Source organism: Paenibacillus ihbetae, assembly GCF_002741055.1.
Taxonomy (GTDB): Bacteria; Bacillota; Bacilli; order Paenibacillales; family Paenibacillaceae; genus Paenibacillus_AQ; species Paenibacillus_AQ ihbetae.
The window spans coordinates 1,377,291-1,402,693 of sequence record NZ_CP016809.1; the positions used below are offsets into that span (position 1 = coordinate 1,377,291).

At 54.6% G+C, this 25,403-nt stretch carries 25 protein-coding genes and 1 other annotated feature; of the genes, 3 read left to right on the plus strand and 22 right to left on the minus strand.

Features of this window, described 5'->3' with window-relative positions:
* Positions 1-98: 98 nt before the first annotated feature.
* Together BBD41_RS06355 and BBD41_RS06360 are read right to left on the minus strand one after the other, a co-directional pair.
* Positions 99-617 carry a deoxycytidylate deaminase gene (locus BBD41_RS06355; protein WP_099477033.1) on the minus strand — a complete coding sequence of 173 codons (519 nt, stop codon included), beginning with the start codon at positions 615-617 and terminating at the stop codon, positions 99-101.
* 49 nt (positions 618-666) lie between these two features.
* A complete protein-coding gene (locus tag BBD41_RS06360; RefSeq protein ID WP_099477034.1) occupies positions 667-1,323 on the minus strand; it encodes a ComEA family DNA-binding protein in 657 nt (218 codons plus the stop codon).
* Between the two features lie 177 nt (positions 1,324-1,500).
* Between BBD41_RS06360 and comER the strand changes: the two genes are divergently transcribed.
* Positions 1,501-2,343: a late competence protein ComER gene (gene comER, locus BBD41_RS06365; RefSeq protein ID WP_099477035.1), complete on the plus strand. Its 843-nt coding sequence runs from the start codon at positions 1,501-1,503 to the stop codon at positions 2,341-2,343.
* Here the strand turns inward: comER and leuS are convergent.
* The 20 genes from leuS to spoVAC form a co-directional block, all read right to left on the minus strand.
* Complete coding sequence (leuS, locus tag BBD41_RS06370; RefSeq protein WP_099477036.1) at positions 2,324-4,765, minus strand: leucine--tRNA ligase; 2,442 nt, start codon at positions 4,763-4,765, stop codon at positions 2,324-2,326. The two genes, comER and leuS, sit on opposite strands and share 20 nt — an antisense overlap.
* Before the next feature lie 91 nt (positions 4,766-4,856).
* Positions 4,857-5,124 (minus strand) — a binding site (T-box leader).
* 48 nt (positions 5,125-5,172) lie between these two features.
* Positions 5,173-6,060: an AraC family transcriptional regulator gene (locus BBD41_RS06375; protein WP_099477037.1), complete on the minus strand. Its 888-nt coding sequence runs from the start codon at positions 6,058-6,060 to the stop codon at positions 5,173-5,175.
* Between the two features lie 76 nt (positions 6,061-6,136).
* Complete coding sequence (locus BBD41_RS06380; RefSeq protein ID WP_099477038.1) at positions 6,137-7,210, minus strand: Gfo/Idh/MocA family protein; 1,074 nt, start codon at positions 7,208-7,210, stop codon at positions 6,137-6,139.
* A 26-nt stretch (positions 7,211-7,236) separates the two neighbouring features.
* The gene (locus BBD41_RS06385) at positions 7,237-8,406 is read right to left on the minus strand and encodes a Gfo/Idh/MocA family protein (RefSeq protein ID WP_099477039.1); all 1,170 of its coding nucleotides are present in this window, start codon (positions 8,404-8,406) and stop codon (positions 7,237-7,239) included.
* Between the two features lie 67 nt (positions 8,407-8,473).
* Positions 8,474-9,340: a sugar phosphate isomerase/epimerase family protein gene (locus BBD41_RS06390; RefSeq protein WP_099477040.1), complete on the minus strand. Its 867-nt coding sequence runs from the start codon at positions 9,338-9,340 to the stop codon at positions 8,474-8,476.
* A gap of 393 nt (positions 9,341-9,733) precedes the next feature.
* Entirely contained in the window at positions 9,734-10,504 is a 771-nt protein-coding gene (locus BBD41_RS06395) for a class I SAM-dependent DNA methyltransferase (protein WP_077564894.1), read from the minus strand.
* A gap of 37 nt (positions 10,505-10,541) precedes the next feature.
* On the minus strand, positions 10,542-11,444 hold the full coding sequence (locus BBD41_RS06400; RefSeq protein ID WP_007129365.1) for a CvfB family protein: 903 nt from the start codon (positions 11,442-11,444) through the stop codon (positions 10,542-10,544).
* Positions 11,441-11,788, minus strand: a complete 348-nt coding sequence (rsfS, locus tag BBD41_RS06405) for a ribosome silencing factor (protein WP_099477041.1) — start codon at positions 11,786-11,788, stop codon at positions 11,441-11,443. The genes BBD41_RS06400 and rsfS overlap by 4 nt, the downstream gene beginning before the upstream one ends.
* Positions 11,785-12,363 carry a bis(5'-nucleosyl)-tetraphosphatase (symmetrical) YqeK gene (gene yqeK / locus BBD41_RS06410; protein ID WP_099477042.1) on the minus strand — a complete coding sequence of 193 codons (579 nt, stop codon included), beginning with the start codon at positions 12,361-12,363 and terminating at the stop codon, positions 11,785-11,787. Before yqeK ends, rsfS begins: the two co-directional genes overlap by 4 nt.
* Positions 12,347-12,937 carry a nicotinate-nucleotide adenylyltransferase gene (locus BBD41_RS06415; RefSeq protein ID WP_099477043.1) on the minus strand — a complete coding sequence of 197 codons (591 nt, stop codon included), beginning with the start codon at positions 12,935-12,937 and terminating at the stop codon, positions 12,347-12,349. The genes yqeK and BBD41_RS06415 overlap by 17 nt, the downstream gene beginning before the upstream one ends.
* Positions 12,938-12,994: 57 nt before the next feature.
* A complete protein-coding gene (gene yhbY / locus BBD41_RS06420) occupies positions 12,995-13,285 on the minus strand; it encodes a ribosome assembly RNA-binding protein YhbY (protein ID WP_007129361.1) in 291 nt (96 codons plus the stop codon).
* A gap of 104 nt (positions 13,286-13,389) precedes the next feature.
* On the minus strand, positions 13,390-14,244 hold the full coding sequence (gene aroE, locus BBD41_RS06425) for a shikimate dehydrogenase (protein WP_099477044.1): 855 nt from the start codon (positions 14,242-14,244) through the stop codon (positions 13,390-13,392).
* 64 nt (positions 14,245-14,308) lie between these two features.
* Positions 14,309-15,433, minus strand: coding sequence for a ribosome biogenesis GTPase YqeH (yqeH, locus tag BBD41_RS06430; RefSeq protein ID WP_099477045.1), 1,125 nt, complete (start codon positions 15,431-15,433; stop codon positions 14,309-14,311).
* Positions 15,430-15,960: a YqeG family HAD IIIA-type phosphatase gene (locus BBD41_RS06435; RefSeq protein WP_007129358.1), complete on the minus strand. Its 531-nt coding sequence runs from the start codon at positions 15,958-15,960 to the stop codon at positions 15,430-15,432. Before BBD41_RS06435 ends, yqeH begins: the two co-directional genes overlap by 4 nt.
* Positions 15,961-16,217: 257 nt before the next feature.
* Positions 16,218-18,431, minus strand: a complete 2,214-nt coding sequence (locus BBD41_RS06440) for a DUF4129 domain-containing transglutaminase family protein (protein ID WP_237087019.1) — start codon at positions 18,429-18,431, stop codon at positions 16,218-16,220.
* The gene (locus BBD41_RS06445; RefSeq protein ID WP_099477047.1) at positions 18,428-19,675 is read right to left on the minus strand and encodes a DUF58 domain-containing protein; all 1,248 of its coding nucleotides are present in this window, start codon (positions 19,673-19,675) and stop codon (positions 18,428-18,430) included. The genes BBD41_RS06440 and BBD41_RS06445 overlap by 4 nt, the downstream gene beginning before the upstream one ends.
* Before the next feature lie 2 nt (positions 19,676-19,677).
* A complete protein-coding gene (locus tag BBD41_RS06450) occupies positions 19,678-20,634 on the minus strand; it encodes an AAA family ATPase (protein WP_077564875.1) in 957 nt (318 codons plus the stop codon).
* A 178-nt stretch (positions 20,635-20,812) separates the two neighbouring features.
* Positions 20,813-21,163: a stage V sporulation protein AE gene (gene spoVAE / locus BBD41_RS06455; protein WP_077564873.1), complete on the minus strand. Its 351-nt coding sequence runs from the start codon at positions 21,161-21,163 to the stop codon at positions 20,813-20,815.
* Positions 21,163-22,182, minus strand: a complete 1,020-nt coding sequence (gene spoVAD, locus BBD41_RS06460; protein WP_099477048.1) for a stage V sporulation protein AD — start codon at positions 22,180-22,182, stop codon at positions 21,163-21,165. The genes spoVAE and spoVAD overlap by 1 nt, the downstream gene beginning before the upstream one ends.
* A 6-nt stretch (positions 22,183-22,188) precedes the next feature.
* Entirely contained in the window at positions 22,189-22,680 is a 492-nt protein-coding gene (gene spoVAC, locus BBD41_RS06465; protein WP_077564869.1) for a stage V sporulation protein AC, read from the minus strand.
* Positions 22,681-23,316: 636 nt separating this feature from the next.
* Here spoVAC and BBD41_RS06470 point away from each other — a divergent pair.
* Together BBD41_RS06470 and BBD41_RS06475 are read left to right on the plus strand one after the other, a co-directional pair.
* Complete coding sequence (locus BBD41_RS06470) at positions 23,317-24,390, plus strand: M42 family metallopeptidase (RefSeq protein ID WP_099477049.1); 1,074 nt, start codon at positions 23,317-23,319, stop codon at positions 24,388-24,390.
* Positions 24,391-24,889: 499 nt separating this feature from the next.
* Positions 24,890-25,264, plus strand: coding sequence for a winged helix-turn-helix transcriptional regulator (locus tag BBD41_RS06475; RefSeq protein ID WP_077564865.1), 375 nt, complete (start codon positions 24,890-24,892; stop codon positions 25,262-25,264).
* Positions 25,265-25,403 lie beyond the last annotated feature (139 nt).

Genomic DNA, 25,403 nt, shown 5'->3' on the forward strand with positions numbered 1-25,403 from the left:
GTTAATTACAATAAAAAAAGAAGAACCTCTGCCTGCAATCCACTGCAAACAAAGGTTCTTCCCCATATATCGATTATTCGTTTGTTTTGGTAACGTCTCTATTCCTTCACCGCCATCATCGTCTCCCGCGGCGGCTCATACCCCGATAGCTGCCGGAACAGAATCCCTTTCTGCGTCATCATGGTCGATACCTTCTCCGTATCCTTCGGATAAGGACGGTGGAATACCACCTCAACGATTCCGCTATTGGCCAGCATATTGGCACAGGTCCAGCAAGGCTCGTCGGTTACGTATACCGTGCTTCCTTCCCTGTCGATCCGGTCGGTAAACAGCAGCAAATTTTGTTCCGCATGAATGGTTCGAATGCAGCGCTGCTTCTTGACTACCGTTTCCTTCCCGTCCTGAACAACAAGCTCATAATCCTCGGCGATCATGCAGCCTGCCTCCGAGCAATCCGGAACCCCCATCGGTGCCCCGTTGTAAGCTGTTCCGAGCAGCTTCTTGCCTTGCACCAGCACGGCTCCGACATGGCGCCGCGAGCATTGGGACCTGGTGGATACCATGTAGGCGATATCCATGAAGTATGTGTCCCAATCTTTCCGTCGATCCGTATTCATCCGTCATTCACCTGTTCCTTATCAATGTCTCCTTTATTGTAGCACATAGCTAAAGTTCTACGTAAGGCTTCATCTTCTCCAGCATTTTGGGACCGATGCCCTTTACATTCATTAAATCGGCCACGCTGCGAAATGCCCCGTGCTGGTTCCGGTAATCGATAATAGCCTTGGCTTTGGCCTGCCCGATGCCGGGCAGCTCCATCAGCCCGGCAGCATCCGCCGTATTCACGTTAATCAGGCCGGAGCTCACGCCGGTCGCAGGCTGCGAAGATGGGCTTTCTGTGGGAGGTGCAGCCTCGACCGGGGTTACTGCCGTCACCGGGTTCAAGCCTGCCTGCGCTTCACCTGAGGAAGCCTCGGCCGGGGGCAGCGCGAGGTCCGCATTGGCTTGCGGAGGGACTGCCTTTCCGGCAGGAGCTTCACTCTTGCTGGACTGGGCAGCGACAGGCGCACCCTCCGTTGCCGCCTTCGCCTCAAGGGTTTGCCCGCCGGACCCGGCTTTACCAGGGCTCGCCTCAGTACGGGTTCCAGCACCTCCAGCCGGCGTGGCCTTTCCTTCCGGATGATTCGCGGTAATCGCCTGCTCGAGCTGGTCATTCAGGGGCTCCCAGCCCTGGATTCCTTTCTCCGGGCCGCCGGCAAATAAGATCAGCACGCAGCCCAGGGCCGCTGCCGATACACTCCACCCAATAGGAATACGCCTCATATCTTAACTCCTCCTTTACATGATAAACAGGATCTGCTCATCCAGAGTATGAAGATTTTTCGATCCCAAACCGCAAAATCGTATCCGAACCCGTCATGAATCGCCATCCTTGCCGCATACATTAAACATAGTAACGGTACATTTCTGCCGTAAAGCGCGAAAGGAGGGGACGTACACATGAAGGTTGGTTTTATCGGTACGGGCAGTATGGGCAGTCTCTTGATCGATGCCTTCATTCGATCGGGCGCACTCCGCCCCGAGCAAATTCGGGTCAGCAACCGTACCCCCGAGAAAGCCCAGCTGCTGTCCAAGAGGCATCCTGGTCTGACCGTATGCAGCTGCAATCAGGAAACGGCTTCGGACAGCGATCTGTTCTTCATCTGCGTCAAGCCGCTCGAATTCAAATCCGTCATCAGTGAAATCAGGGACCGGCTTTTGGAGCGTCAAATCGCGGTATCGATTACAAGCCCTGTTCAGCTGATCCATCTGGAGGCGGCGCTGCCGTGCAAGGTGGCAAAAATCATCCCCAGCATCACCAATATCACCGGAGGCGGAGCTTCGTTATGTATGTATGGTTCCCGAATAAAAGAAGAAGACAGGCAGCTTATAGAAAGCCTCCTGTCTTATATCAGCAGGCCCGTTGAGATTCTGGAATCGCACACGCGAATCACTTCCGATTTCTCCAGCTGCGGGCCTGCTTTTTTAAGTTTATTCTTGGAAAAATGGATTGACGCTGCCGTCGAAATGACCGGGATCGACCGCCGGACCCTCAATGCCCTGGCCGGGGAAATGCTGGTCGGCACTGGAAGGCTGCTAACAGAGGAGGGCTTCTCCCCCGAACAGCTTCAGGAAAGGGTCGCGGTACCCGGCGGCATCACCGCTCAGGCGCTCATTTTACTGAACTCGCACCTGAACGGCTTGTTCTACCAATTGATCGAAACCACACACGACAAGTATGAGGAGGATCTGGCAAAACTGGACGCCGCATTCGGCTTTTCGGTTAACCGGCCACGATATTGACCAGTTTGCCCGGAACGGCAATGACTTTGCGAATGCTCTTGCCTTCCAGCGCCTGCTTGACATTTGGAAGGGAGAGACTATGCTGCTGCATGGCTTCTTGATCGAAGTCTTTAGCAATTTTGGTGCGGTCTACGATTTTTCCGTTCACTTGGACAACGATTTCCACCTCGGCTTCTACGGTCCAAGCCTCATCGTATTCCGGCCAAGGAACATACGTGATGCTCTCGGTGTGTCCCAGACGGCTCCACAGCTCTTCAGCCAGATGAGGCGCGAGCGGGGACAGCATTTGAACGAAATTCTCCATCGCCTTCCGCGGGAGCTCATCCGCCTTGTAGCCCTCGTTGATGAAGATCATCAACTGGCTGATTGCGGTGTTGAAGCGCATATGCTCGATATCTTCGGTAACCTTCTTGATCGTTTTGTGCAGGATCCGTTTCCATTCGTCGGAACCTTCCCCGTCCACGATTTTTGGATTCAGTTGGCCGTCATCGCCGATGAACAGACGCCATACGCGGGAGAGGAAACGATGCGTGCCTTCAACACCGTTCGTGTTCCATGGCTTGGTCGCTTCCAGCGGCCCCATGAACATCTCGTATACCCGAAGCGTATCGGCTCCGTATTCGTTCACGATATCATCAGGGTTGATGACGTTGCCGCGGGATTTGCTCATTTTCTCATTATTGTTGCCGAGAATCATGCCTTGGTTCACGAGCTTCTGGAACGGCTCCTTCGTATCGACGACACCGAGATCATAGAGCACCTTATGCCAGAATCTTGCGTACAGCAGGTGAAGCACCGCATGCTCGACGCCGCCGATATACAGGTCTACCGGGAGCCATTCCTTCTGCTTCTCCTTCGAGCACAGCTCATCCGGGTTGTGCGGATCGATGTAACGGAGATAGTACCAGCAGCTGCCTGCCCATTGCGGCATCGTGTTGGTCTCGCGGCGGGCTTTCATGCCCGTCTCCGGATCAACCGTCTCCACCCATTCCGTCACATTCGCCAGCGGAGATTCGCCGGTGCCGGACGGTCTGATCTGATCCACGTCCGGCAGCAGCAGCGGCAGCTGGTCTTCCGGAACGGTCTTCATCGTTCCGTCCTCCAGGTGGAGAATCGGAATCGGCTCGCCCCAGTAACGCTGACGGCTGAACAGCCAGTCTCGCAGACGGTACGTCACCTTCTTCTTGCCTTTGCCTTCTTTCTCAAGCCACTCGTTCATAGCCTGAATAGCGGCCTCGTTGTCCATCCCGTCGAGGAAGCCGGAATTGACGTGCTCGCCGCTTCCGGTATACGCTTCTTCCTCCACGTTGCCGCCCTTCACCACTTCAATGATCGGAAGTCCGAATTGCTTCGCAAACTCCCAGTCGCGGGTATCGTGGCCCGGAACGGCCATGATCGCACCGGTTCCGTAGCCGGCGAGGACGTAATCGGCGATCCAGATCGGCAGCTTGGCGCCGCTGGCAGGGTTGATGGCATAAGCCCCGGTAAAAACCCCGGTCTTGTCTTTTGCCAGGTCCGTACGCTCCAGGTCGCTCTTGCGGGCAGCCTGATCCTGATAAGCCTTCACCGCTTCCCGCTGCTCTGGGGTCGTAATTTTGTCCACCAGCTCATGCTCCGGTGCCAGCACGCAGTAGCTTGCGCCGAAGAGGGTGTCCGGACGCGTCGTGAACACTTCCAGCTTGGCGTCATGCCCATCGATATCAAACCGCACCTCGGCGCCGACCGATTTGCCGATCCAGTTGCGCTGCATGTCCTTCAGGCTTTCGCTCCAATCCAGCTCATCCAGATCCTCGAGCAGCCGGTCCGCATACTCGGTAATTTTCAGAATCCACTGCCGCATCGGCTTGCGGACGACCGGGTGGCCGCCGCGCTCGCTCTTGCCGTCAATGACTTCCTCGTTCGCAAGAACTGTACCCAGCGCTTCGCACCAGTTCACCGGCACCTCGGCTACATAAGCAAGGCCCCGCTTGTACAGCTGGATGAAAATCCATTGCGTCCATTTATAATAGTCCGGATCCGTCGTACTGATCTCCCGGTCCCAATCGTAGGAAAATCCGAGCGACTTGATCTGGCGGCGGAAGTTATTGATATTCTGGATGGTAAATTCGCGTGGATGCTTGCCTGTATCCATCGCATACTGCTCCGCGGGGAGGCCAAACGCATCCCAGCCCATCGGATGCAGCACGTTGTATCCGCGCATCCGCTTATAACGGGAAATGATGTCGGTGGCCGTGTAGCCCTCCGGATGCCCGACGTGAAGACCCGCTCCGGAAGGATACGGGAACATGTCGAGTGCATAAAATTTCGGTTTGGACGAGTTGTCCTCGGTTTTAAAGGTTTTGTTCTCTTCCCAATACTTCTGCCATTTCGGCTCAATGACCTGCGGCTTATAGCCGTGGCCGGCTGATTGTTGATCCGTCATACTACATAGCTCCTCCTTCACTGTCGAACGGACAAGGCTGTTGATGCCGCTGTCCTGAAAACAAAAAAACCTCATCATCCATAGCGCTGACGCTAGGGACGAGAGGTTTGATTCCCGTGGTACCACCCTAGTTAGTGCAAGGCATGCTTTGCCTTTCACTCCCTTTGCATCCTTATCGCGGATGAGACGGCGACGTTTCATCGACCGACGGATGAATTAAGCAATCCCAAAATCCGAAAGCCGGGTTCGCGCCGCTGCTCAGAGGCGAGTTCATCCCTTGCGTCAACCGGCTTCCACCAAATGCACCGGCTCTCTGCATGATCGCATACGGAACTACTAGTCCTCATCATTGCATTACTATGATTTCCATTTTAATGTGGCTATTATACCCAAAAAGCCGCGCCAAGTCAACGGAGTTCGCCCTGGGACTTGCGGTAATGCTCCGGCGCAGTTCCCACCATTGTCTTGAACATCCGGCTGAAGTGGGCCAAATGCTTGAAGCCGGCCGCCCGGCTGATGTCCGTAATGCTCATATGGGGGTGCAGTCGCAGCAGGATTTTGGCCTGATTAATTCTTCGGTGGTACACGTATTTGAACACGGTCGTTCCGGTTACCTCCTTGAACAATGAGGACAAGTAGTGCTTCGTTAGATGCATGTCCCTGGCAATCCGGTCGAGCGTCAGATCCTCCATATAATGCTCCTCCACAAACGATACGACGTGCTGCACATGCCGCTCCTTATCGGAGATCGAGTCCTGCTGCTGCACCTCGCTTTGACACCAGCCCGCAATGACGTACAGCATTTCCTGAAGCCGAAGCTTCAAGCGCTCCTGCTTGAAAGCAGCTTCCGCCCCCCGCAGCCGGTTCATATCCTCCAGCAGCCGCTCAAACTCTTCTCTCCTCTGCCCGGTCAGCGTCATCCGGTGATTGCGCAGCGTCTCGAAAGGATCCAGCAGGACCGATCTTGCCGATTCGGGCAGCTCCCTGCACACCCAGGCGGGATCGAAATGGATAATGCTGCGGACATAGCGCGAGCCCGGCTCCACATTCGGGCAATGCAGGGTCAGCCCGTTCATCAGGAGCAGATCCCCGGGCTTCAGCGCAAATACGGCGTCTCCGATCAGATACGTGCAGCGTCCTTCATGAAAATAATAAATTTCATAAAAAGCGTGGGAGTGGAATGTCCCGCCGGATAAAGGCCGGTCATTATAGCAGCCGAGTTCGATCGGTTCCCTCAGCAGCATCCGGTCAAAGCCCGGCATCCAGGATGGTGGAGTCGTCAACTGCGAAGACATGTGGGAATCCCCCTTATCGAGGTTATGAATCAATTCCCCGGGAATTTTGGCGGGGTCTCCCTTTATTATAATGGATTTATCCGATCCGCACGGCTAAGTTTTGGGCCTTGACGCACAGCTCTCCCGCTTTGAAGGCATGCTCCTGGGTCATGGCGCGCTCCGTCCGCTCCAGGCAATCGAGAATCAGCTCACCGAAGAACGGATAGCCGACCTTCCCCGTCAGCTCCATATGGAACTCCCCGTCCTTGTTCACCAAGTACAGATGATCGCCATGCGGGTGTCTGGCAATGTCGATATACTTGCGAAGTTCAATATATCCGTCCGTGCCCAGGATGAAGGTTCTGCCGTCGCCCCATGTCCCGAGTCCCTCCGGCGTCAGCCAATCTACTCTGAAATAATTCGTCGCCCCGTTGTCGCCAAGCAGTGTAGCATCCCCGAAGTCCTCAAGCTCCGGATACATCGGATTTGCATAATTGCCGACCTTGCTGCTCAGCACCTGGGCATCCTTGCAGCCTGCGTAGAATAAAAACTGCTCGATCTGGTGGGAGCCGATATCGCATAAAATGCCCCCGTACTGCTCATGACGGAAAAACCAATCGGGCCGCCCTGCCGCATTCAACCGGTGCGGACCGGTGCCGAGCACCTGAACCACCCTGCCGATCGCTCCATCCTGGATCAAGCGGCCGGCATGAACCGCGCTCTCCACATGAAGTCGTTCGCTGTAGTAAACCATGTATTTTCTGCCGGTTTCCGCCGCTTTCGCCCGGGCGGCCTCTACCTGCTCCAGCGTCGTAAACGGCGTTTTGTCGGTAAAATAATCCTTGCCGTGCGCCATTACCTTGAGCCCAAGCCCGCAGCGTTCCGAAGGGATGGCCGCAGCCGCGACCAGCTTCACCTCCGGATCCTCCAATATTTGCGCTTCGGAGGAAGCCGGCCGTACGCCGGGGTATGCCTCGCAGAATGCTTTTACCTTCCCAGGGTCCGGATCGTACACCCATTTCAGCGTTGCCCCCGCCTCGATAAGGCCGTTGCACATACCGTAAATATGCCCATGCTCCAAAGCCATGGCCGCTATCGCGAACTCCCCGGGCTTGCAGACCGGCTGGGCTTTGCCTACCGGCGCATATCGCATTCCATCACTCCGGTTCATATTGCTGCCTCCCCTATTTCTTGTATTTAGTAGGTTCCGAATGTTTTGCTCATATCGACGGGGCCGATCTCCCGCACCGTCTTCTCTCCGGTCGAGGCGGCGATCCGCTCCTGCAGAAGGTCATAGTACAGATCCTCATCCAGCGGCAGATCCACCCAGTTGTCCGTCCACGTGGACAGATGCATTGCATTCGACAGGGTAAGTCCATGGATTCCTTCTTCGCCCGGGGCGATTAACGGGGTGCCGTGCAATATGGCATCCGTAAAATTTTGAATAATGCCGTTATGCTGCGGATTGTCTCCCACAATCGGAACGTCGCACTTCCAGCATTCCGGTTCGCCGAAGCCGCCGGTATACTGACGGTTGAATTCCGGCTCCGGCACCCGAAGTCTCCAAAAAGTAAGATTGCCGTTTTCGATGACGATTTTCCCGCGGTCTCCCGTCACTTCAAACCGGTTCGTGCCCGGCGCTTCGCCGGTGGTCGTGATAAATACGGCGGTGGCGCCGTTTTCGTATTCCGCGTAAGCGGTCACGTCGTCTTCGACTTCGATGTTGCGGTACTTGCCGAACGCGCAAAATGCCCGAATTCTCTTCGGCATCATGCCGGTCGTCCATTGCCATAAATCGAGCTGGTGCGGAGATTGATTGATCAACACCCCGCCGCCTTCCCCGGACCAGGTCGCACGCCAGCCTCCCGAATCGTAATAGCTCTGGGAACGGTACCAGTTGGTCACGATCCAGTTCATGCGCCGGATTTCGCCGAGCTCTCCATCCGCAATCAGCTCCCGCAGCTTCTTATAAAGCGGATTGCATCGCTGATTGTACATGATCGAGAACACTTTGCCGCTTGCAGCCGCTGCGCTATTCATCTCGCGGACCTGCTTGGTATAGACGCCGGCCGGTTTCTCGATCAGCACATGCAGCCCCCGGTTCAGCGCCTGAATCGCTTCCTGCGGATGCCCGTAATGCGGAGTTGCTATAATGACCGCGTCCACCTCTCCTGATGTCATCATCGCATCCACGTCGCTAAAGATTTGCACATCCGAAGGCAGCGTCTCTTTGGCCGTCTCCTGCTTGGCCGGATTAAAATCGCATACGGCGCTGAGACGTGCTCCCGCGATCCGTCCAGCCGCGAGCGACTTGGCATGCGAGAAGCCCATTCCGAGACCGATCACACCAATACGAACTTGCTCCATACTGCAATCCTCCCTCATACGTATGCATTTTCAATTACGCATCTATGTTAATTAAGCGAATCCTACCTTACGCGAATTGTTTATCTTCGCTCCACTGCTTCATCTGCTCGGCAAAGCGAAGCAGCATCTCGGTCGAACCGTACGTGCCGCTAAAATCCTCGATACCGAAAAAGCCGTCATAACCAACCGACTTCAAATCCCGGATAACCTGACGCCACGGAACGGCGCCTTGCGCAAGCGGCGTCCATTCTCCGCTCCACGTCGCCTCGGTCCCGTCCTCTGACGGTTGCTTGCGGTAACCGCCATTTTTCACATGAACATGGGCCAAGTAAGGACCGAGGAGCTCCAGTCCCATGCGATAATTTTCGTAGCCTTCATGAACCATATTTCCTGGGTCGTACAATACGCCGACATGCTGGGGAGAGCAATGCGATACGAGCCGGTATGCAAGCCCGGCGCTCGGCGCAATGGTGTTGTGGTGCGTTTCAACCAATGCCTTAACATCGTAAGCGGCAGCCAACTCCTCAACCTCCAGCAGGTATTTTACAGCTTGCTCGTACAGCTCATTGTAGTTGGCGCTTCGATTGTAAGCCGGAATGCCGGCGCGTATGAAAGAGGCTCCGACCAGCTTGGCCGCCTTCATCACTTTTTCCGTTTCTGCCAGGTCGCCGCAGGTTAAATACGGAACGACGGCAATGCTCTGCCTGCCGTGCAGCTCCGCGGCATGCTTGAATCGCAGCCAGTCCTGCTCCGTCCCGCCGGGGTCCATGGAGCATTGATTATGCCTCCAGAAGGAAGGCTTCTCCTCCTCGGCTCCGACCGGGATTTCCTTAAATCGCCATTCGATCCCCTCGATACCGGCAACGGCTGCGGCCTTAGCCAGCTGTTCTGGCTGCAAGTCGGGGGTTGCAACCGTAAATACAGACAATTTCATGGTACGCCCATCCTCTCATATCCCCGATCATCGGGGAAATTTAACTATAATTGGACTCTTCCAATCCCGCCTGCCAGCGGTTACGATCTTAGGCTCCTCTACGAAGACAGCGCTGCCATTCCTGCTATGGCCGGATATGATCCATCGTAGCACAGTCCGATCTGCAAACCTATAGCTCCGTCTATGGACCTTAACCACAATCAAATAATGAGCGTAAAAAGCGTTTCAGATTATAATGGTTATCATGCAGCAGTCATCACTACACCGCGCGCTGGGAGACGCAAGCCGGATGCCTTTGCATATGCAAAAAGGCTCCACTCATGCATAAAGAGACTGCCCCAAGGTCAATGACCTTGAGGCAGTCTCAACATGATATAAGGTTTTCCCGTCATCTTATTTAATGGCTACGAAGAACAGTCGGGCAGCGTCGTCACCGGCTTCCACCCACTCGAAATCGGCATAGCATTTGACGTCGCGGAAGCCTGCTTTGATAAGCTCTACCTTCATCCATTCGGGGTCATATCCCCGCTGGATATGCGTTTCTTCAAAGCGGCGGTAGACGGCAGGGTCTTGATGATCCCGTGCGAAGATGGTCAAATGATGCTCGATTTCACAGCGGGGCTCATCCAAATCACAGGTCCATATGTAGGAGACCTCCCGCTCATCCAGCACGAATGGCTGCTCCGCATCATAACGGATCAGCGTGTTCGGATGGTGCACGTCAAACAAAAACGTCCCGCCTTCCTTGAGCCCTTCATACGTACGGACGAAGGCGGAACGAATATCCTTCTCCTCCAGCAAATAGTTGAAGCAGTCGCAAAACGAGATGACCGAATCAACCGGCTCCGGCAGCTCCCAGGAACGCATGTCCTGCTGGACCCAGCGGACGCTCCCTTCGCGGAACAGCCGGCTGCCCTGCGGCGATCCTTCCAGTTTCCGCCTGGCAACAGACAGCATATCGGCCGACAAATCGATGCCTGTCACCTCAAAACCGGAGTTCACCAGCGGTATCGTTATGCTGCCGGTTCCGCAGCCGAGCTCCGCGATGCTTCTCGGCATGCCATGCTTGTCCCAGGCCGTTCTCGCGAAGCGGATCCAGTCGGGGTATGGCATATCTTCCATAAGCTGATCATATACGTAAGCAAACTTTCGGTAAGACAACATGCTGACACCACTTTCCCAGAAGCTTCTTCTTCGGTCGCTATTCGGCCGAACCGGAATTCTCCTCTTTTTTCACCAGATACGTCCAGCTTTCCTTCTGTGTGACCAGGCCATCCTTCATCAATTTCCCGAGCGCACGCTTAAATGCAGATTTGCTGATGCCAAAGCGCTGCTTAATAATGTCGGGAGGCGTTTCATCGGAGTACGGCATTGCGCCACCCGGACGTTCCTTCAGGAACGCCAGCAGCCGGTCTGCATCATCGTTACGTCCGATCTCTTTGCGAGGTACCATCGACAGATTCACCCGGCCGTCCTCGCGAATATGGCTCACCCGTACGCGAACCTCTTCGCCAAGACGAAGAAGCCGCGTCCGCTCCGAGGAGTGGATCATGCCGATCGCCCCAAATCCGACCACGCCCCCGTCGACGATAACGAAGGTTCCCATCTGCAGCGGTTTGTACACCAGTGCCGTAAACCATTCGCCCATCCACGATTTCGGCGCGTGGAAGGCGAGCGGAGCGAGCTCCTGCTCACCCGCAAGCTTGGCGCGCAGCCTGCCTTGCTTATCATGCTCCATCGTTACGAAAACGTGATCACCCACCTGCGGATGGAGCTCTTTCATCTCGGGCAGCTCCCGGATCGGGAGCAGCAGCTGCCTTCCGAGTCCCATTTCCAGAAAACAGCCGAGCCGGGGATGAACGTCCGCCACCTCCAGCTTTGCCGTTTCACCAAGGGTAAGCAGCGGCTTTTTCATCGTTGCTGCCAAACGGTCTTCCGTATCGAAGAAGATGAATACCTCGACGGTATCCCCCGGAGCAATGCTCCCGGTCACTTCCGAATAGTGCAGCAGGACATCCCGGTCGCCGCCATCAAGAAAGTAGCCGTAAGGCGAAACCTCCCTGGAAACCGTAAGCTGGACGATCGTGCCCGCGATCAGGCTCATACGTTCTCCACCACTTTGGCATCCGACCACAAGCGCTCGATGTTGTAATACTCGCGCTCGTCCCGGTGGAAGATATGGACGACAACATCCCCGATATCCATCAGCACCCAGCGGGCAGCATCCATGCCTTCCAGCCCCCGAAGAGCTACGCCTTTATCATGGATCCGTTTGCGGATCTCCGTTGCGATCGCCTGAACCTGCGTATTCGAATTCCCGTGGCAAATAACAAAATAATCCGCCACAAGCGAGATGCCTCTCAGATCCAGAACGACCAAATCGTTCGCTTTCTTATCCTCTGCGGCCTCTACCGCTATATTTAACAATTCTTCCGGTGTTATCGTCATGAATTCGCCTCCAATTGCTTAATGAGATCGTTGCGGGCTAGCACCGTCAACGGAAAAATGATCTGTCTGCGTGACAGCAGATGTCCGATCGTCGAATCAAACCCGGCTGCGAGCGCCTCTTCAAGGCTATGGTTGGCCAGTTCCCGAATATTATTCACACCGGGGAAATCTCTCCCCGGCTCAATATAATCGGCCAAACACACCACCTTGTCCAGCAGGCTCATCCCGACGCGCCCCGAGGTGTGATAGCGGATAGCATCGAGCACCTCGGCATCCGTTACCCCATAATCCCGCTCTGCGACGATCGCGCCCACTTCGGCATGCCACAGCTGCTTGTCATATTGGAGCAGCTCCGAGGATTCTCCCTGCTCCTCGAGCACCTTCCGGAGCTTTTCGACCGGCCAGTATTTGGCTACATCATGTAAAATCGCAGCCAAATCCGCTTTCCGGGGATCGGCCCCGAACCGGTCGGCCAATATAACGGCCGTCTCCATAACACCCTTCGTATGCTCCCAGCGCTTGGCCGGCATCTGGGAGGAGACGGCTTCGATCAGGTCTTCACGGCTGTACACCATATATACCGCTCCTAACAATATAATCGTACACGCGATCCGGCACCATGTAGCGGATGGAGCCGCCGGCGGCTGCCTGCTGCCGGATCATCGTGGATGAAATATCGATCAACGGCATGTCCGCGATCCGTACCACCCGTCTAAGAAAATCCGGCAGCGATTCTACGTTCAGCTTCGTCCCCGGACGGTTGACCCCGATAAACGTCAGCATTCCCGCAAGCTCCTCGATCCGGTTCCATTTCGGGAGATATTCCACCATATCCGCCCCGATGATGAAAGCAAAATCATGCTCGGGATACATCTCCCGAAGCTCCTTGACCGTATCGACCGTATAGGAAATGCCGCCGCGCCTGATTTCAATGTCCAGCGTGCGGAAGGACGGGTGGCCGGCAACCGCTTCGGCCGTCATTTCAAGCCGCATCATCCCGGTGACGCCCGCATCCTCCTTATGCGGAGGAATATGGCTTGGCATGAACCACACTTCCTCCAGGCCATAAGCGACGCGCGCCGCCTCAGCCGCCAGCATATGTCCGATATGAACAGGGTCGAAGGTTCCCCCCATGATCCCTATTTTCATTCGGCTCACCTCCCCTAGTCAGAGGACTATGATTACTCTGAACACCGATCCTCTGCCTTAAGGCAGTTCGATCGTCTTATGATCCTTCGATTCCTTATAGAGAACAATCGTCTTTCCGATAACTTGGACCAATTCGGCGCCGGCCCCTTCGGCCAGCTCCTCGGCGATGTCGCGAGGATCCTCCAGGCAGTTGTTGAGCACCGATATTTTCAGCAGCTCCCGCTTCTCAATTGCTTCTTCGATATGGCGGATCAGATGCTCATTGCTGCCGCCTTTGCCTACCTGGAACAGCGGATCCAAATGATGGGCAAGCGAACGTAAGTGTCGTTTTTGCTTTCCTGTTAACATGCTTGGTCATTACCCCTTAATTCATCATCTATACAAGCCTTTTCGCTTGTTTGAAAACTATATTGTAGCTTTAGCTTACCCATTAATCAATAAGAATGAATCCTTTACAGCAAGCTTGCGAGTACCGCTTCCTTCATCGCCTGCACCGGTGCCCTGAGACCGGTCCAATATTCCAGGGCATAAGCGCCCTGATTGATGAACATGCCCAGTCCCCCGTGCACGGTGCAATTCCTCTGCTCGCTCTGCAGCAGCAGCTCGGTTTTCAGCGGATTATAGATCAGGTCGCTGACGACCGCCCCCTCAGGAATCCATTCCGGATGAACCGGCATTTCTGAAATTCGGGGGTGCATGCCGACCGATGTCGTATTAATGATGACCTCCGCTCGCGAAAGCACGTCCTTAGCATGCTCTTCGCCGCAGCCGTGAAGCTCGGCCATCGTTCCCCATTCCTCCGCAAGCGCCTTGGCCTTGTCTTCGGTCCGGTTAATGATGGAGATCGATTCCGGCTGTTCGCCGATCAAGGCATAAATGATGCCGCGGGCAGCACCGCCGGCTCCGAGCACCGCAATACGCTTGCCCTTGAGATCTGGGCATGCCTCCTCCTTCAAGGAACGCACATACCCGATTCCGTCTGTATTGTAGCCCGTCAGCCTGCCGTTATCGTTCACAATCGTGTTGACGGCGCCGATCCGGGCCGCGCCCTCATCAACGGCATCCAAATACTGCATGACTTCCACCTTATGGGGGATCGTTACGTTCACTCCGCGAAATCCGAGCGTCTTCACCGCATCAATCGCCTCCCCCAATCGTTCAGGCCGGATATGGAGCGGTATATAAGCCCCCTGCAAGCCTAAAGCGGCAAGTGCCGCGTTATGCATGGCCGGCGATTTGGAATGGCCGATAGGATCTCCCATGACGCCGAGCTTCAAATAATCGGTGCCGGCTTGTGTCTCCTTCATTGTATCTCCCCCGTATCTCCCGTGAATAACCGTCTTCGGCCTGGAAGACGCGTTAACGACGTATTTAAATCAGCGAAGGACGAGTCAGCACCTTGACTCCCTTCGGCGCGTGAACGGCCACGAGCGCCCCTTGGTCGCCATTAACCTTGATCCATCCGAGGCCGGAAATGAACACATCGGTCCGGGAGCCTTTCGGAATACGGATTTCATGCCTTGTCCATTCCGGCAGCTCGGCCAGCCTCTCGCGGGTCGGCGGAGAGAGCAGCTCCCCAGCATGCTCTTCGAACAACGCATCCGCCCGTTCAAGCTTCGTCCGGTGAATGTTGAGCCTTCCGCTGATAAAGCACGTAAACGATTGATGGACTCCCTGCACGAAATCAAAGCGGGCAAAGCCGCCGAAGAACAGGGTCTGGCCTTCATTAAGCTGGTAAACCGCCGGCTTCAGCGGATTTTCCGGCATGACCTCACGCAGGTCCTCCCGGCTCACGAGTTCGCTGTAACGCCAAGGGTACACAATGCCCGGGGTATCGATAATATCCCGTCCATCATCCAGCGGAATATGGACCATATCCAGCGTGGTCCCCGGATAGCGTGAGGTGGTCAGCTCCTGCTCCAAGTCGCTGTAGTCGCGGATTAAGCGGTTGATCAGACTGGACTTTCCGACATTGGTGGCACCGACGACATATACGTCCCGGTCCCCTCTGTGATAAGCAACCGTTTCAAGCAGCCGTTCAAAGCCCTGATTTTTCTTCGCACTACACAGAACGATGTCTTCCGTCTTTAACCCATGTTCCTTGCACTGCTTCTGGACCCAATTCAGAACCTTGTTCCAGTTGGTTACCTTCGGCAAGAGATCGGTTTTATTGACAGCCAGTATGACCGGATTATTTCCGACAAAACGCTGCAGTCCGGAAATCAGGCTCCCTTCGAAATCAAAAAGGTCCACGATATGAATGACCAGCGCATTCTTTCCGCCGATCTGTCCCAACAAACGTAAAAATTCGTCCTGATCGACGGCAACCGAGGACGCTTCATTGTAATTTTTGATTCGGAAGCAGCGCTGGCAAATAACCGGATCGCGCTCCCATGCCTTCTCCGGCAAATAACCCGGCTGATCCTGGGCCGCGCTTTGCAGCCGGATTCCGCAGCCGCTGCATTTCTTGATGTCTTCGCCTGTTGACAAGGTCATGATTTCGGTTCCTCCTCAAGCCATAGTCCTTTTTTGCGCAGCCGGGTCAACGCAATCCGCTCCACCCGGCGGTTCACCATGCGCGTAAACCAGCCCTCGTCATTAATGGCGATGGGCATCACCAAAACCGTATATAAACCGAGCCGGTTTCCGCCATAAACGTCGGTGAGCATTTGATCGCCGACGACAATCGTTTTGTCCGCGGTCAGTTCCATCATCTTCATCGCCTTGCGGAACGGCGCATTGCTCGGCTTACGGGCTTCATGCACATATTGGATATCGAGCGGCGTTGCGAATTTCGAGACCCGCTCAAGCTGGTTGTTCGAAACGATGATCAGCTGAAAGCCGATCTCCTTCACTTTCTTAAACCAGTCCACGAGCTCCGGCGTGGCGAGCGGCGCCTTCGCGCCGACGAGCGTATTGTCGAGATCCGTAATGATGCCGCGATATCCTTGCTCGTACAGCTCTTCCAGGTCAATATCGAAAACCGTATTGACACGGAGCTTCGGAATTAGCATTTCAAACAATTTCGTCACCTCAATTTCATACGAAAAACTATACCATAATCCGGTTCCGTAGTAAAAATAATCACGAGCAAAAGCTCTTGAATCGTTAATACCGAAATATTCAGCAAAAGACCACCGTCATCCCCACTAAAGGGACTCGGGCGGCCTATGCATTTACCGTTGCCGGTTAAGATCTGAATAAGGCCGCCTCCGGGATCAAGCCGCTAAGGGCGAAACTCCCTCCTCTTCACTTGGACGAGGACTGCCACGCGCTTTCCTTAAGCCAGACGTACCTTCCGAATCATTTTTTTGAGGACCTCCGCATCGGCCTGAACAAGACGCCACTGCTCCTCCGACACCTCAGCCGGACTATAGCGGGCCGCCTCGAACTGCTGCAGCAGCGGCTTCAGCTGCGGCTCCAGCAATGGATGGGCCTCGCTCCAGCGGCGGACCGATTCGCGCAGCGTTTCATTGTCCTGACGGACCAACCCTTTGCGCTGCACCGACCTCAGCCATCGCTCGGTCTCCGCAATGACCTTGTCGGCTGCGGACAGCGGCTTGCCTGCACGGAGACGCGCCCCGGCAAACCGCAGATTAATGCGCATTCTCCACAAAATATAAACGATCCACAGTCCAATCACAACAGCTGCCGCGATGCCGATGCCTTTCCCCCATCCGGAAGATTGATCGCCAGATGTATTGGCAGATGTCGTTTCCGCCTCTTCCTGTTCCTCTTCTTGTACCTCTTCTTGAACCACCGGCTCGGCTTCAGGCTCGCCCGTAAGGAGCGGCATACTGAAGCCCGGTGTTGCCTCAATCGGAATCCAGCCGTAATCGCCGAAGTACACCTCGACCCAAGAGTGGGCGTCGGCATTCGTTACCGTATAGGTCCCGCTGCTGACCGGACTCTGCCCGTCCATCGGGATGTATTCGCTGGCAGAGCTGCTTCCTGGCGCATAACCTTTTACCCAGCGTGCAGGGATATCCAGCGATCGGGTCATCATCACCATCGCGGTGGAGAAGTAATCGCAATACCCCTCCCGGACTTCAAACAGGAAGCTGTCCACAAAATCCTCGCTTTGCTTGCGCGACAGGTCAGGCGTATTGGTGTAAGAGTAGTTGCTCTGTAAGTATTGTTGCAGCAAAATGACCTTATCATACGGCGTTTCTGCCGATTCCGTGATTTGCTCGGCCAAATCGGTCACGCGGTCAGGAAAATTCCTCGGGATTTGGAGATAAGCATCATCCGGGGAACCGCCGTAAAGTTCACTATAGGTTTTGCCCCTAAGCTCTTCAAGCGGAATGACAGGGACCTCCGATACCAGCGTATAGCTCTTCGGGTAATCGCCGTTTCGTTCCTCTTGCAGATGCAGCTCCGCCCCTTCGGATACCCAGCTCAGCCGCTCCGGATCGATAACCTCATCCAGCATTTGAACCTCACGGATCTTATAAGCACCGAACAGGACCGGATATTCGGTATCGTTCAGCATCGTGACCGTTTGCTTCACGGTCTTGGTCGGCACGGAGCTGGCCTCTTCATCGGAAAGGCTTTCCCCGATCCCCACATCGGCCCCCGAGCGTCTTCCGCTCCGGTCGGCCCAGCCTGTTCCGGAGTACACGGCCCTTGTCTCCCCGCGCCAATAACTGCGCTCTTCGGCACTGACCGACATCACGGGAGAGTAATCGAAGTTGAAGCCGCTGCCCAGATCATTATCGCCTCTGCCATACCCGGACGAGCTCTCCACCGGAGCTTCGATCAAGGTACCGGTACCGTTCGTGCTGATGCCCGATAACGGCACTCCGCTCCATTCTCTCCACGCCGTATAAGGGTCGGTCAGCGTCGGATTGATGTGCGGCATATTGACCCCTGCAACGATAATGAGCGAGAAGATGACGAGAATGTTGGCAATGATTTTAAACGGAGATCTGGATAAGTTAACCCATCCTTGCGGGAACCGTCTCCGAAAGCGGTTGAAGTGGTTCGTCACAAGCCAGCCCATGCCTGCTCCGGCTACCCATGCCGTCTCATCCCAAAGGGTGACCTTCGTGAACGAATCCAGAACCGCAAGGCCGATCACGTTCAGTCCGACAACAAACAGAATGCGCCGCTTGGTCTTCGCCCAGAGAAATATAAAGACGAAAATTGCCCACGCTGCGACAGCAAACCATACATAAGGAAATAAATACATCAATTCATCGGATAATACCGTGTCCGGTCCGAATGAAGGCACCGGCCTGCCGCCGGCTTCCAGCAGCTTGAACACGCTGTACAGGATCAATAGGAATTGCAATACCAGCCTCAACACCTGCTTGAGCGGAATCAGCGCTTCAATTACTGCCGTAATGGTAATGGCGGCAATGACGATCGCCGTCGTCTCCGACAGCCAGATGGATTCCGTGAAGGATACCCATTGCATGCCGATGATCCAAATCCACAGCACCGTCAGCGTATTAAAAAATGTCGTTGACAGCTTATCGAGCCAAAGCTTCAAGCAACTCCACCCCCCAACGCAGCAGGCAGCTCCTCGAGCGACGAGACGGAATAACATGATATCCCCCGCGACCTCAGGATCGAGATCGATTCATCGCGAAGCGCCTTGCCCCCAGGGTTCATAATTTGCAGGAAGCATGGATTCATGCCTCGGGCTTCCACCCAGCGCAGAACTTCGGATGCCTCCCGGCCGCTCATCGGACTGATGAGCAGGAGCACGGCTCCCTGCGGGAAATGGCGGTAAGAGCGCTCAAGCTCGGCAATCAGGCTCCCCTTGCGGTTGTAATCGACATCAACCAAATGCTGAATCATCCGCATACGCTCCCCTGCCTGCTCTGTCGGAGGAAACAGCTTGCCTTCCTCTGTGGCCGTAAACAAGCCCGTTCCCGCATGCTCTTTCGCCCCATATTCAATCAGCGAAGCGGCCGCAGAGACGGCAACCTCGAATTGCTGATCGCTCACATAAGCGTTCTCGGCGCCATCCAGGACGATCAGCGTCTTGGGAAAGGATTCGTGCTCGAACTCCTTGGATTTCCACGAACCGGTCTTCGCCGTCGCATTCCAGTGAATCCGAGAAATCCGGTCTCCATAAACATAGTCACGCACCCCATTAATTTGCGTCGTCTCCCGCCTTGAGGCCGAAACCGTCGTGTGGGTCCCGCCAAGCCGGGATCTATGGATATTCCGGTTCCATTTCGGAATATAAATCGTTCTGGGGAGGACCCGGAACTCGGTGTTCACTTCAATCCGTCCCCGATGCTCCATGATGCCGAAGATATCCTCGCTGATACATTCCGTCCCGGCGAACGCATACCGTCCCCGCTCGAGAGGCGGAGTCAGGAAGACGAGTACCCCGGCACCGCGCATGTTCGGGATGATGCTGTCTTCGAATGACCAGGAATCGCCGTTATGTCGTTGCAGCACTTCCTTGACGACCAGGTACGGCATCGGCAACAACCCTGGAACGTTCACATCGAGCCGAACGCGTACCTGCTCCCCTGCATGAAGCTGATCACGGCGTTCCCGGTCACCGAGAATGACGCGCTTCGCTTTTACACGCCTCACTCCGCCAAAGCCTGCTCCGATGACATAGACGGATAAGAGGCTGACCATCGAAAAGAGCATGAGCGAGGTTTTCCCCCCTTGAAACAACACGTACAGAAGACATAAGCACCAAACCGTCAATACCGCTGCCAGTCTGGACGGCTGCATGCCATTAAGAAATACGGAAACGGCGCGCCGCATGCTTATCTCCCCATTTGAACAGGCACTTTAACCTGTCGCAAAATAAAGTCCAGCACCGACTCGGGCGTTGCATTATCGAGCCGTGCTTCCGGACGCAGCATAATCCGGTGGGAGAGAACGTAAGGGGCAAGCGTCTTCACATCGTCAGGCAGCACGTAATCACGTTCTTGTAGGAAGGCAAAGGCTTTGGCCGCATTCATGAAGGACAGCGTTGCCCGCGGGCTTGCGCCCAGCATGACGGAAGGATGCTCCCGCGTCGAGCGGGTGATGTTCAACAAGTAATCGGCAACCGGTTCGCCGATAAATATGTCGCGGATCTCGCGCTGAATCGCGGAGACGGTATCCATATGCGTCACAGGCTTCAGCCGATCCGACAGCTGTCCGTCCTTCGAGGCATACATGAGCTGCTTCTCGGTTGCCGCATCGGGATATCCGAGGCTTAGCTTCAGCATGAAACGGTCAAGCTGCGCCTCCGGAAGCATGTAGGTTCCCTCAAAATCAATCGGGTTCTGGGTGGCGCACAGCATGAACGGATGCGGAAGCTCATGCGTCTCTCCGTCCACGGTCACGCTGCGCTCTTCCATGACCTCAAGCAGAGCGGACTGCGTCTTGGTCGTGGCCCGGTTAATCTCATCCGCCAGCAAAATATTGGTCATGACCGGTCCCGGCCGGAAATAAAACATTTCATCACGGGGGTGAAATACGGAAACCCCTGTTATATCACTCGGAAGAATGTCCGGATTGCATTGAATGCGCCGGTAATCTCCCTGCATGGATTTAGCCAAAGCTTTGATCAATTGCGTTTTTCCCGTTCCGGGAACGTCCTCGATCAGAACATGTCCACCAGCGAGCAGCGCCGTAAGGAGCAATTGGATCTCGAATTCTTTGCCTAGCAGGCACGACTCCAGATTGGATCGCACCGAGGAAATGATTTTCATGGATTCTTGGCTTACGGGCATGTATGACTAACCTCCTGTAAGGGAATAAATACTTAATTTAGTACTATTGTACATGATCGAGGTCGCGGAGTACATTCGAAGCCATATTTTGTTCCTTAACCAAATCCCGGGCTTGCCCTAAACGGCAAAAAGCCCTGGTTGTTTAACCAGGGCGCATGATGTCTTGACGGCTGTAGCATTAGCCTTTCGGCCTTACCAGCAGTGCGGCAATAAAAGAAAAAATGATCGCCGAGGATATCCCTGCACTCGTTACTTCGAATATCCCCGTGACGACCCCGATCCAGCCGTCCCTCTCCAGCTCCGTCAAGGCTCCGTGAACGAGGGAGTTGCCGAAGCTGGTGATCGGAACCGAGGCTCCGGCTCCGGCAAATTTGACAAGCGGTTCATACAGTCCGAACCCGTCGGCAATTGCGCCGGCCACGACGAGGGTGCTCATCGTATGCGCCGGGGTCAGCTTTATAACATCCATCATGATTTGCCCGATCACACAGATCAGACCGCCAATGATAAAAGCCCATAAAAACTGCATCACTTGGATCCTCCCGTCTCTATAGCTACTGCATGAGCAATGCACGGGATGCTCTCGCCCTGCTGATATGACAGCGGCGACAGCAGGGCACCCGTAGCAACGACCAGCACCTTGTTTAGTTCTCCTTTACGCATCCGGTTCAAGATATGGCCGTAAGTCACAACGGCTGAGCAGCCGCAGCCGCTGCCGCCGGCATTGACATACTTCTGTTTTTCCAGATCGTAAATCATCAGACCGCAGTCGGCAAAAACCGTGCCGTCCATGATGACATCGTTCTGCTTCAGAAGATCCTTGGCAATCGGCAGGCCGACGGATGCCAGGTCACCGGTCACGATCAAATCATAATCCTTGGCTTGTCTGCCGGTGTCTTGGAAATGCTTCGTAATCGTATCGGCCGCCGCCGGTGCCATCGCGGCTCCCATATTGAAGGGATCCTTGATGCCCAGGTCCACGACCTTCCCGATCGTGGCGTAGGTGACGTGCGGTCCGTCCCCCTCACTGGAGACGACGGAGCAGCCTGCTCCCGTAATGGTGTACTGGGCATACGGAGGCTTTTGCGAGCCGTATTCCGTCGGATAACGGAACTGCTTCTCCACCGTACAGTTATGGCTGGCCGTGCCTGCCATCACATATTTCGCGGAGCCCGAATCCACGATCATCGAAGCGACCGCAAGGCTTTCCATAGAGGTGGAGCATGCGCCGAATACGCCGAGATACGGGACGCCCAGCTGCCTTGCGGCAAAGGAGCTGCTGATGATCTGGTTCATCAGATCTCCGCCTACAAAGAACTGAAGCTCATCCTCTTTAATCCCGGCCTTCTCAGCAGCTTTCCTCGAAGCGTCCTCAAGGAGCTTGCGTTCCGCCTTCTCCCAGGTTTTCTCATTGATCTCGATGTTGTCGTATATATAATCGAAGTCTTCCGCCAGCGGCCCCTCTCCCTCTTCAGGCCCGACAATTGTACCGGTGCCGATAATGACCGGTTTGTTCTCGAACTGCCACGTTTGACCGATAATCTTCATCTCGCGTTACCTCCCTCCGATGCCGAGTACGGCGTAGATGATGCCGATGATAAACGCCGCAACGGTACCGAACACGATCACGGAGCCGGCAAGCTTAAACATGCTTGCCCCTACACCGAGGACCAATCCCTCCGCCCGGTGCTCCAAAGCAGCCGAGCACATGGAGTTGGCAAAGCCCGTAACCGGCACCGCGCTTCCGGCACCGGCCCATTGGGCAATTTTGTCGTATACGCCAAAGCTGGTCAAAATGACGGAAATGATAATAAGAACGGCAACCGTCGGGTTGCTCGCTTCCGTCGTGCTCATATCGAACACGGTCATGAAAAAGCGCTGAATGCATTGACCGATCAAACAGATGAGGCCGCCGACCAAAAAGGCGCGTACACAGTTTTTAAGTACGGCGCGGGGAGGCTCGTGTTTCTTCGCAAGCGCCTGATATTCGGACGAGCTCATCGTGCTGATATCAGACTTTGGCTTTTGGTTGTTGGAACCGGACATTTGGTTACACCTCCGCTGAATATTTAAGTATGGATTCTTCAACCAGCCTCGGAAAGCCATTATGGATATCACTCGATAATCATTATGCTTTGAACGAACTTCCTTTATGTTTGGAAAATCATCCTTCATTCGCTGCCGCGCGGTGTGATAGCTGTTTGAATGATTCCCTTCCTCAGGGAACAGCGCTTCACGGCGGCACGGCTAGCCGATGGGGCAAGATTAAACGCAAAAAAGGCAGCCTTCCGTAACCGGAATGCCGCCGATCTTAGCCGCCTCTTTCAAGAAACTTAAATGAAGCCGTAATCGGTTCGCCCATTAAGCCAAAAAATATTTCAGCAATATGACGAGCAGTATGAAAAGAATGATTATGAGCAGAAACTCGCGGAAATCTGCATGCCGGCCGTATAAATCTACTCCGTATTCGCCCATTTTTTTCGCCCTTCCCCTGTCCATGACTCATTGACATGTTTTATTCCAGCGTATTCTCCGGCAATCTTTTGGTGCTTGGACGATGTATTTTCTCCAGGTCGAGATCGCGATTGTTCCACGGGCTGTAATGTAGACTTTTGCAATATATAGGGGCATACTATAAAGGATGAACTCATACATACCTTTTCCAAAGGAGCGAATAGCCATATGAATGAATCTACACGCGAATTGTTTCGGACGCTTACCGAATTTCCGGCTGCGCCGGGCTTTGAAAGAGAGCTGCGCGCATGGGTAAAAAACGCACTCTCTCCATATACCGAAGAATTTGTGCAAGATCGGCTGGGCAGCCTGTTTGCTGTATTGCGAGGGGATGACGCAGGTCCGAGAGTCATGGTGGCCGGACATATGGACGAGGTCGGCTTCATGGTAACCGGCATTTCGGAAGCGGGCATGGTGCGTTTTCAGCCGCTGGGCGGCTGGTGGAGCCAGGCCGTTCTGGCTCAGCGCCTGCAGATTATTACCGACAACGGACCGATTGCCGGTGTGGTCGGGTCCATCCCGACCCACTTGCTGGACGAAGCACAGCGCAGCAAGCCGGTAGACATCAAATCCATGTACATCGACATCGGCGCGGACAACAAAGCGGAGGCCGAATCGTTCGGCATTCGTCCGGGACAACAGATCGTGCCGATCTGCGAGTTTACGCCGCTGGCCAATCCGAAAAAAATCATGGCTAAAGCATGGGATAACCGATACGGCGTCGGCCTGGCCATCGAGCTCGTTCAAGCCCTTCATGGAGAAAAGCTTCCGAACACGGTTTATGCCGGAGCCACCGTCCAAGAAGAGCTGGGACTCCGCGGCGCGCGGACGGCAGCCAACTTGATCCAGCCCGATATTTTCTTCGGTCTCGATGCAAGCGCCGCAAACGACATGATGGGCGACAAGAGCCAATTTGGCCAGCTGGGACAAGGTGCCCTGCTCCGCATCTTCGATCCGACGATGCTGACGCATCGGGGCATGGTGGAATACGTGCAGGATACGGCGGAAACGAACAAGATTAAATACCAGTACTTTGTATCTCCGGGCGGAACGGATGCCGGGCAGGTTCACTTAAGCGGCATCGGAGTTCCGTCTACGATCATCGGCATTTGCTCACGGTATATCCATACATCGTCTTCCATCATCCACACGGATGACTACGAAGCAGCCAAGGAGCTTCTGATCAAACTGGTAAAAGGGCTAGACCGGACAACCCTCCAAACGATTCTGGACCGGGCATAACCGTAAACGGAATAATTAGTTCAATAGGGATAAAGCCAGACTCCATAGACGGGACTGACCCCGTAGCATGAGACCAATTAAAACACCTTCAAGAGAATGAGCCGTGTCGTAAGATATGGAGACAATCTTGGAGGTCTTTTTGCGTTGGCAACAACAGTCTGCTATCGATGGAATTGAGGAAGAAAGCCATTGAAACGTGCCTGGCTGGCTGGTATTCCAGGGAGAGAAGTCATCGGGCAACTGAGCATGCGAAATAGAATTATAAGCGGGAGACCTGGAGATATGGCGTAGGGGTCCATCGAACCGATGGCAGTCCAATGTATTGTGCTAGCCGTTCTTCCTGCCCATTACCGAGTACGGGAGAAGTTCATGCTTTTCTGCATTAACAAGCAAGATCGGATCAGATGGATGAAGGAGTTCGTGCTATAGTGGAGGAAGTAAAGCGCGAGGTCGGAAAATCGCTGGTAAATACCATATCGTGGAAGGAGCGAGGCTTATCATGGAGCATAAGGAAAAAGTGTACAACACCGCGGTCGAAGCGACGCTGGAGGTGATCGGCGGTAAGTGGAAACCGGTCATTCTCTTTCATCTTACCTTCGGTAGAAAACGTAATAGCGAATTGTTAAGCCTGATTCCCCAAATCACCCAGAAAATGCTGACACAGCATCTCCGTGAGCTGGAGGAGGAAGGCATTATCGTACGTAAAATTTATAATCAAGTTCCGCCCAAGGTGGAGTATGAACTGAGCGAGTATGGCTGGAGCTTAAAGGAAATTCTGCATCTGATGTGCCGATGGGGAGATGCTCATATCGAGCGAAAATACGGCGATTCCGCAACCGTTCGGGAAAAGCCGCTGCTTGAGGAATCGCATTAACAAGCACAGCAGAGCCGGCTAATAGTATAGCCGGCTCTGCTGTGCTATCCAAAAACAGAAATACCGTTCATGTTCTGGTTGTGACGAGATGAACGGAAGAAGCGCTCCCGGCTGCCTTGTTACGGAGCTTCAGTTACTG

Excerpts from the sequence above, each read along its gene's own strand:
- BBD41_RS06355 (WP_099477033.1), bottom strand. The coding sequence starts at position 617 with ATGAATACGGATCGACGGAAAGATTGGGACACATACTTCATGGATATC.
- BBD41_RS06360 (WP_099477034.1), bottom strand. The coding sequence starts at position 1,323 with ATGAGGCGTATTCCTATTGGGTGGAGTGTATCGGCAGCGGCCCTGGGC.
- comER (WP_099477035.1), top strand. The coding sequence starts at position 1,501 with ATGAAGGTTGGTTTTATCGGTACGGGCAGTATGGGCAGTCTCTTGATC.
- leuS (WP_099477036.1), bottom strand. The coding sequence starts at position 4,765 with ATGACGGATCAACAATCAGCCGGCCACGGCTATAAGCCGCAGGTCATT.
- BBD41_RS06375 (WP_099477037.1), bottom strand. The coding sequence starts at position 6,060 with ATGTCTTCGCAGTTGACGACTCCACCATCCTGGATGCCGGGCTTTGAC.
- BBD41_RS06380 (WP_099477038.1), bottom strand. The coding sequence starts at position 7,210 with ATGAACCGGAGTGATGGAATGCGATATGCGCCGGTAGGCAAAGCCCAG.
- BBD41_RS06385 (WP_099477039.1), bottom strand. The coding sequence starts at position 8,406 with ATGGAGCAAGTTCGTATTGGTGTGATCGGTCTCGGAATGGGCTTCTCG.
- BBD41_RS06390 (WP_099477040.1), bottom strand. The coding sequence starts at position 9,340 with ATGAAATTGTCTGTATTTACGGTTGCAACCCCCGACTTGCAGCCAGAA.
- BBD41_RS06395 (WP_077564894.1), bottom strand. The coding sequence starts at position 10,504 with ATGTTGTCTTACCGAAAGTTTGCTTACGTATATGATCAGCTTATGGAA.
- BBD41_RS06400 (WP_007129365.1), bottom strand. The coding sequence starts at position 11,444 with ATGAGCCTGATCGCGGGCACGATCGTCCAGCTTACGGTTTCCAGGGAG.
- rsfS (WP_099477041.1), bottom strand. The coding sequence starts at position 11,788 with ATGACGATAACACCGGAAGAATTGTTAAATATAGCGGTAGAGGCCGCA.
- yqeK (WP_099477042.1), bottom strand. The coding sequence starts at position 12,363 with ATGGTGTACAGCCGTGAAGACCTGATCGAAGCCGTCTCCTCCCAGATG.
- BBD41_RS06415 (WP_099477043.1), bottom strand. The coding sequence starts at position 12,937 with ATGAAAATAGGGATCATGGGGGGAACCTTCGACCCTGTTCATATCGGA.
- yhbY (WP_007129361.1), bottom strand. The coding sequence starts at position 13,285 with ATGTTAACAGGAAAGCAAAAACGACACTTACGTTCGCTTGCCCATCAT.
- aroE (WP_099477044.1), bottom strand. The coding sequence starts at position 14,244 with ATGAAGGAGACACAAGCCGGCACCGATTATTTGAAGCTCGGCGTCATG.
- yqeH (WP_099477045.1), bottom strand. The coding sequence starts at position 15,433 with ATGACCTTGTCAACAGGCGAAGACATCAAGAAATGCAGCGGCTGCGGA.
- BBD41_RS06445 (WP_099477047.1), bottom strand. The coding sequence starts at position 19,675 with ATGCGGCGCGCCGTTTCCGTATTTCTTAATGGCATGCAGCCGTCCAGA.
- BBD41_RS06450 (WP_077564875.1), bottom strand. The coding sequence starts at position 20,634 with ATGCCCGTAAGCCAAGAATCCATGAAAATCATTTCCTCGGTGCGATCC.
- spoVAE (WP_077564873.1), bottom strand. The coding sequence starts at position 21,163 with ATGCAGTTTTTATGGGCTTTTATCATTGGCGGTCTGATCTGTGTGATC.
- spoVAD (WP_099477048.1), bottom strand. The coding sequence starts at position 22,182 with ATGAAGATTATCGGTCAAACGTGGCAGTTCGAGAACAAACCGGTCATT.
- spoVAC (WP_077564869.1), bottom strand. The coding sequence starts at position 22,680 with ATGTCCGGTTCCAACAACCAAAAGCCAAAGTCTGATATCAGCACGATG.
- BBD41_RS06470 (WP_099477049.1), top strand. The coding sequence starts at position 23,317 with ATGAATGAATCTACACGCGAATTGTTTCGGACGCTTACCGAATTTCCG.
- BBD41_RS06475 (WP_077564865.1), top strand. The coding sequence starts at position 24,890 with ATGGAGCATAAGGAAAAAGTGTACAACACCGCGGTCGAAGCGACGCTG.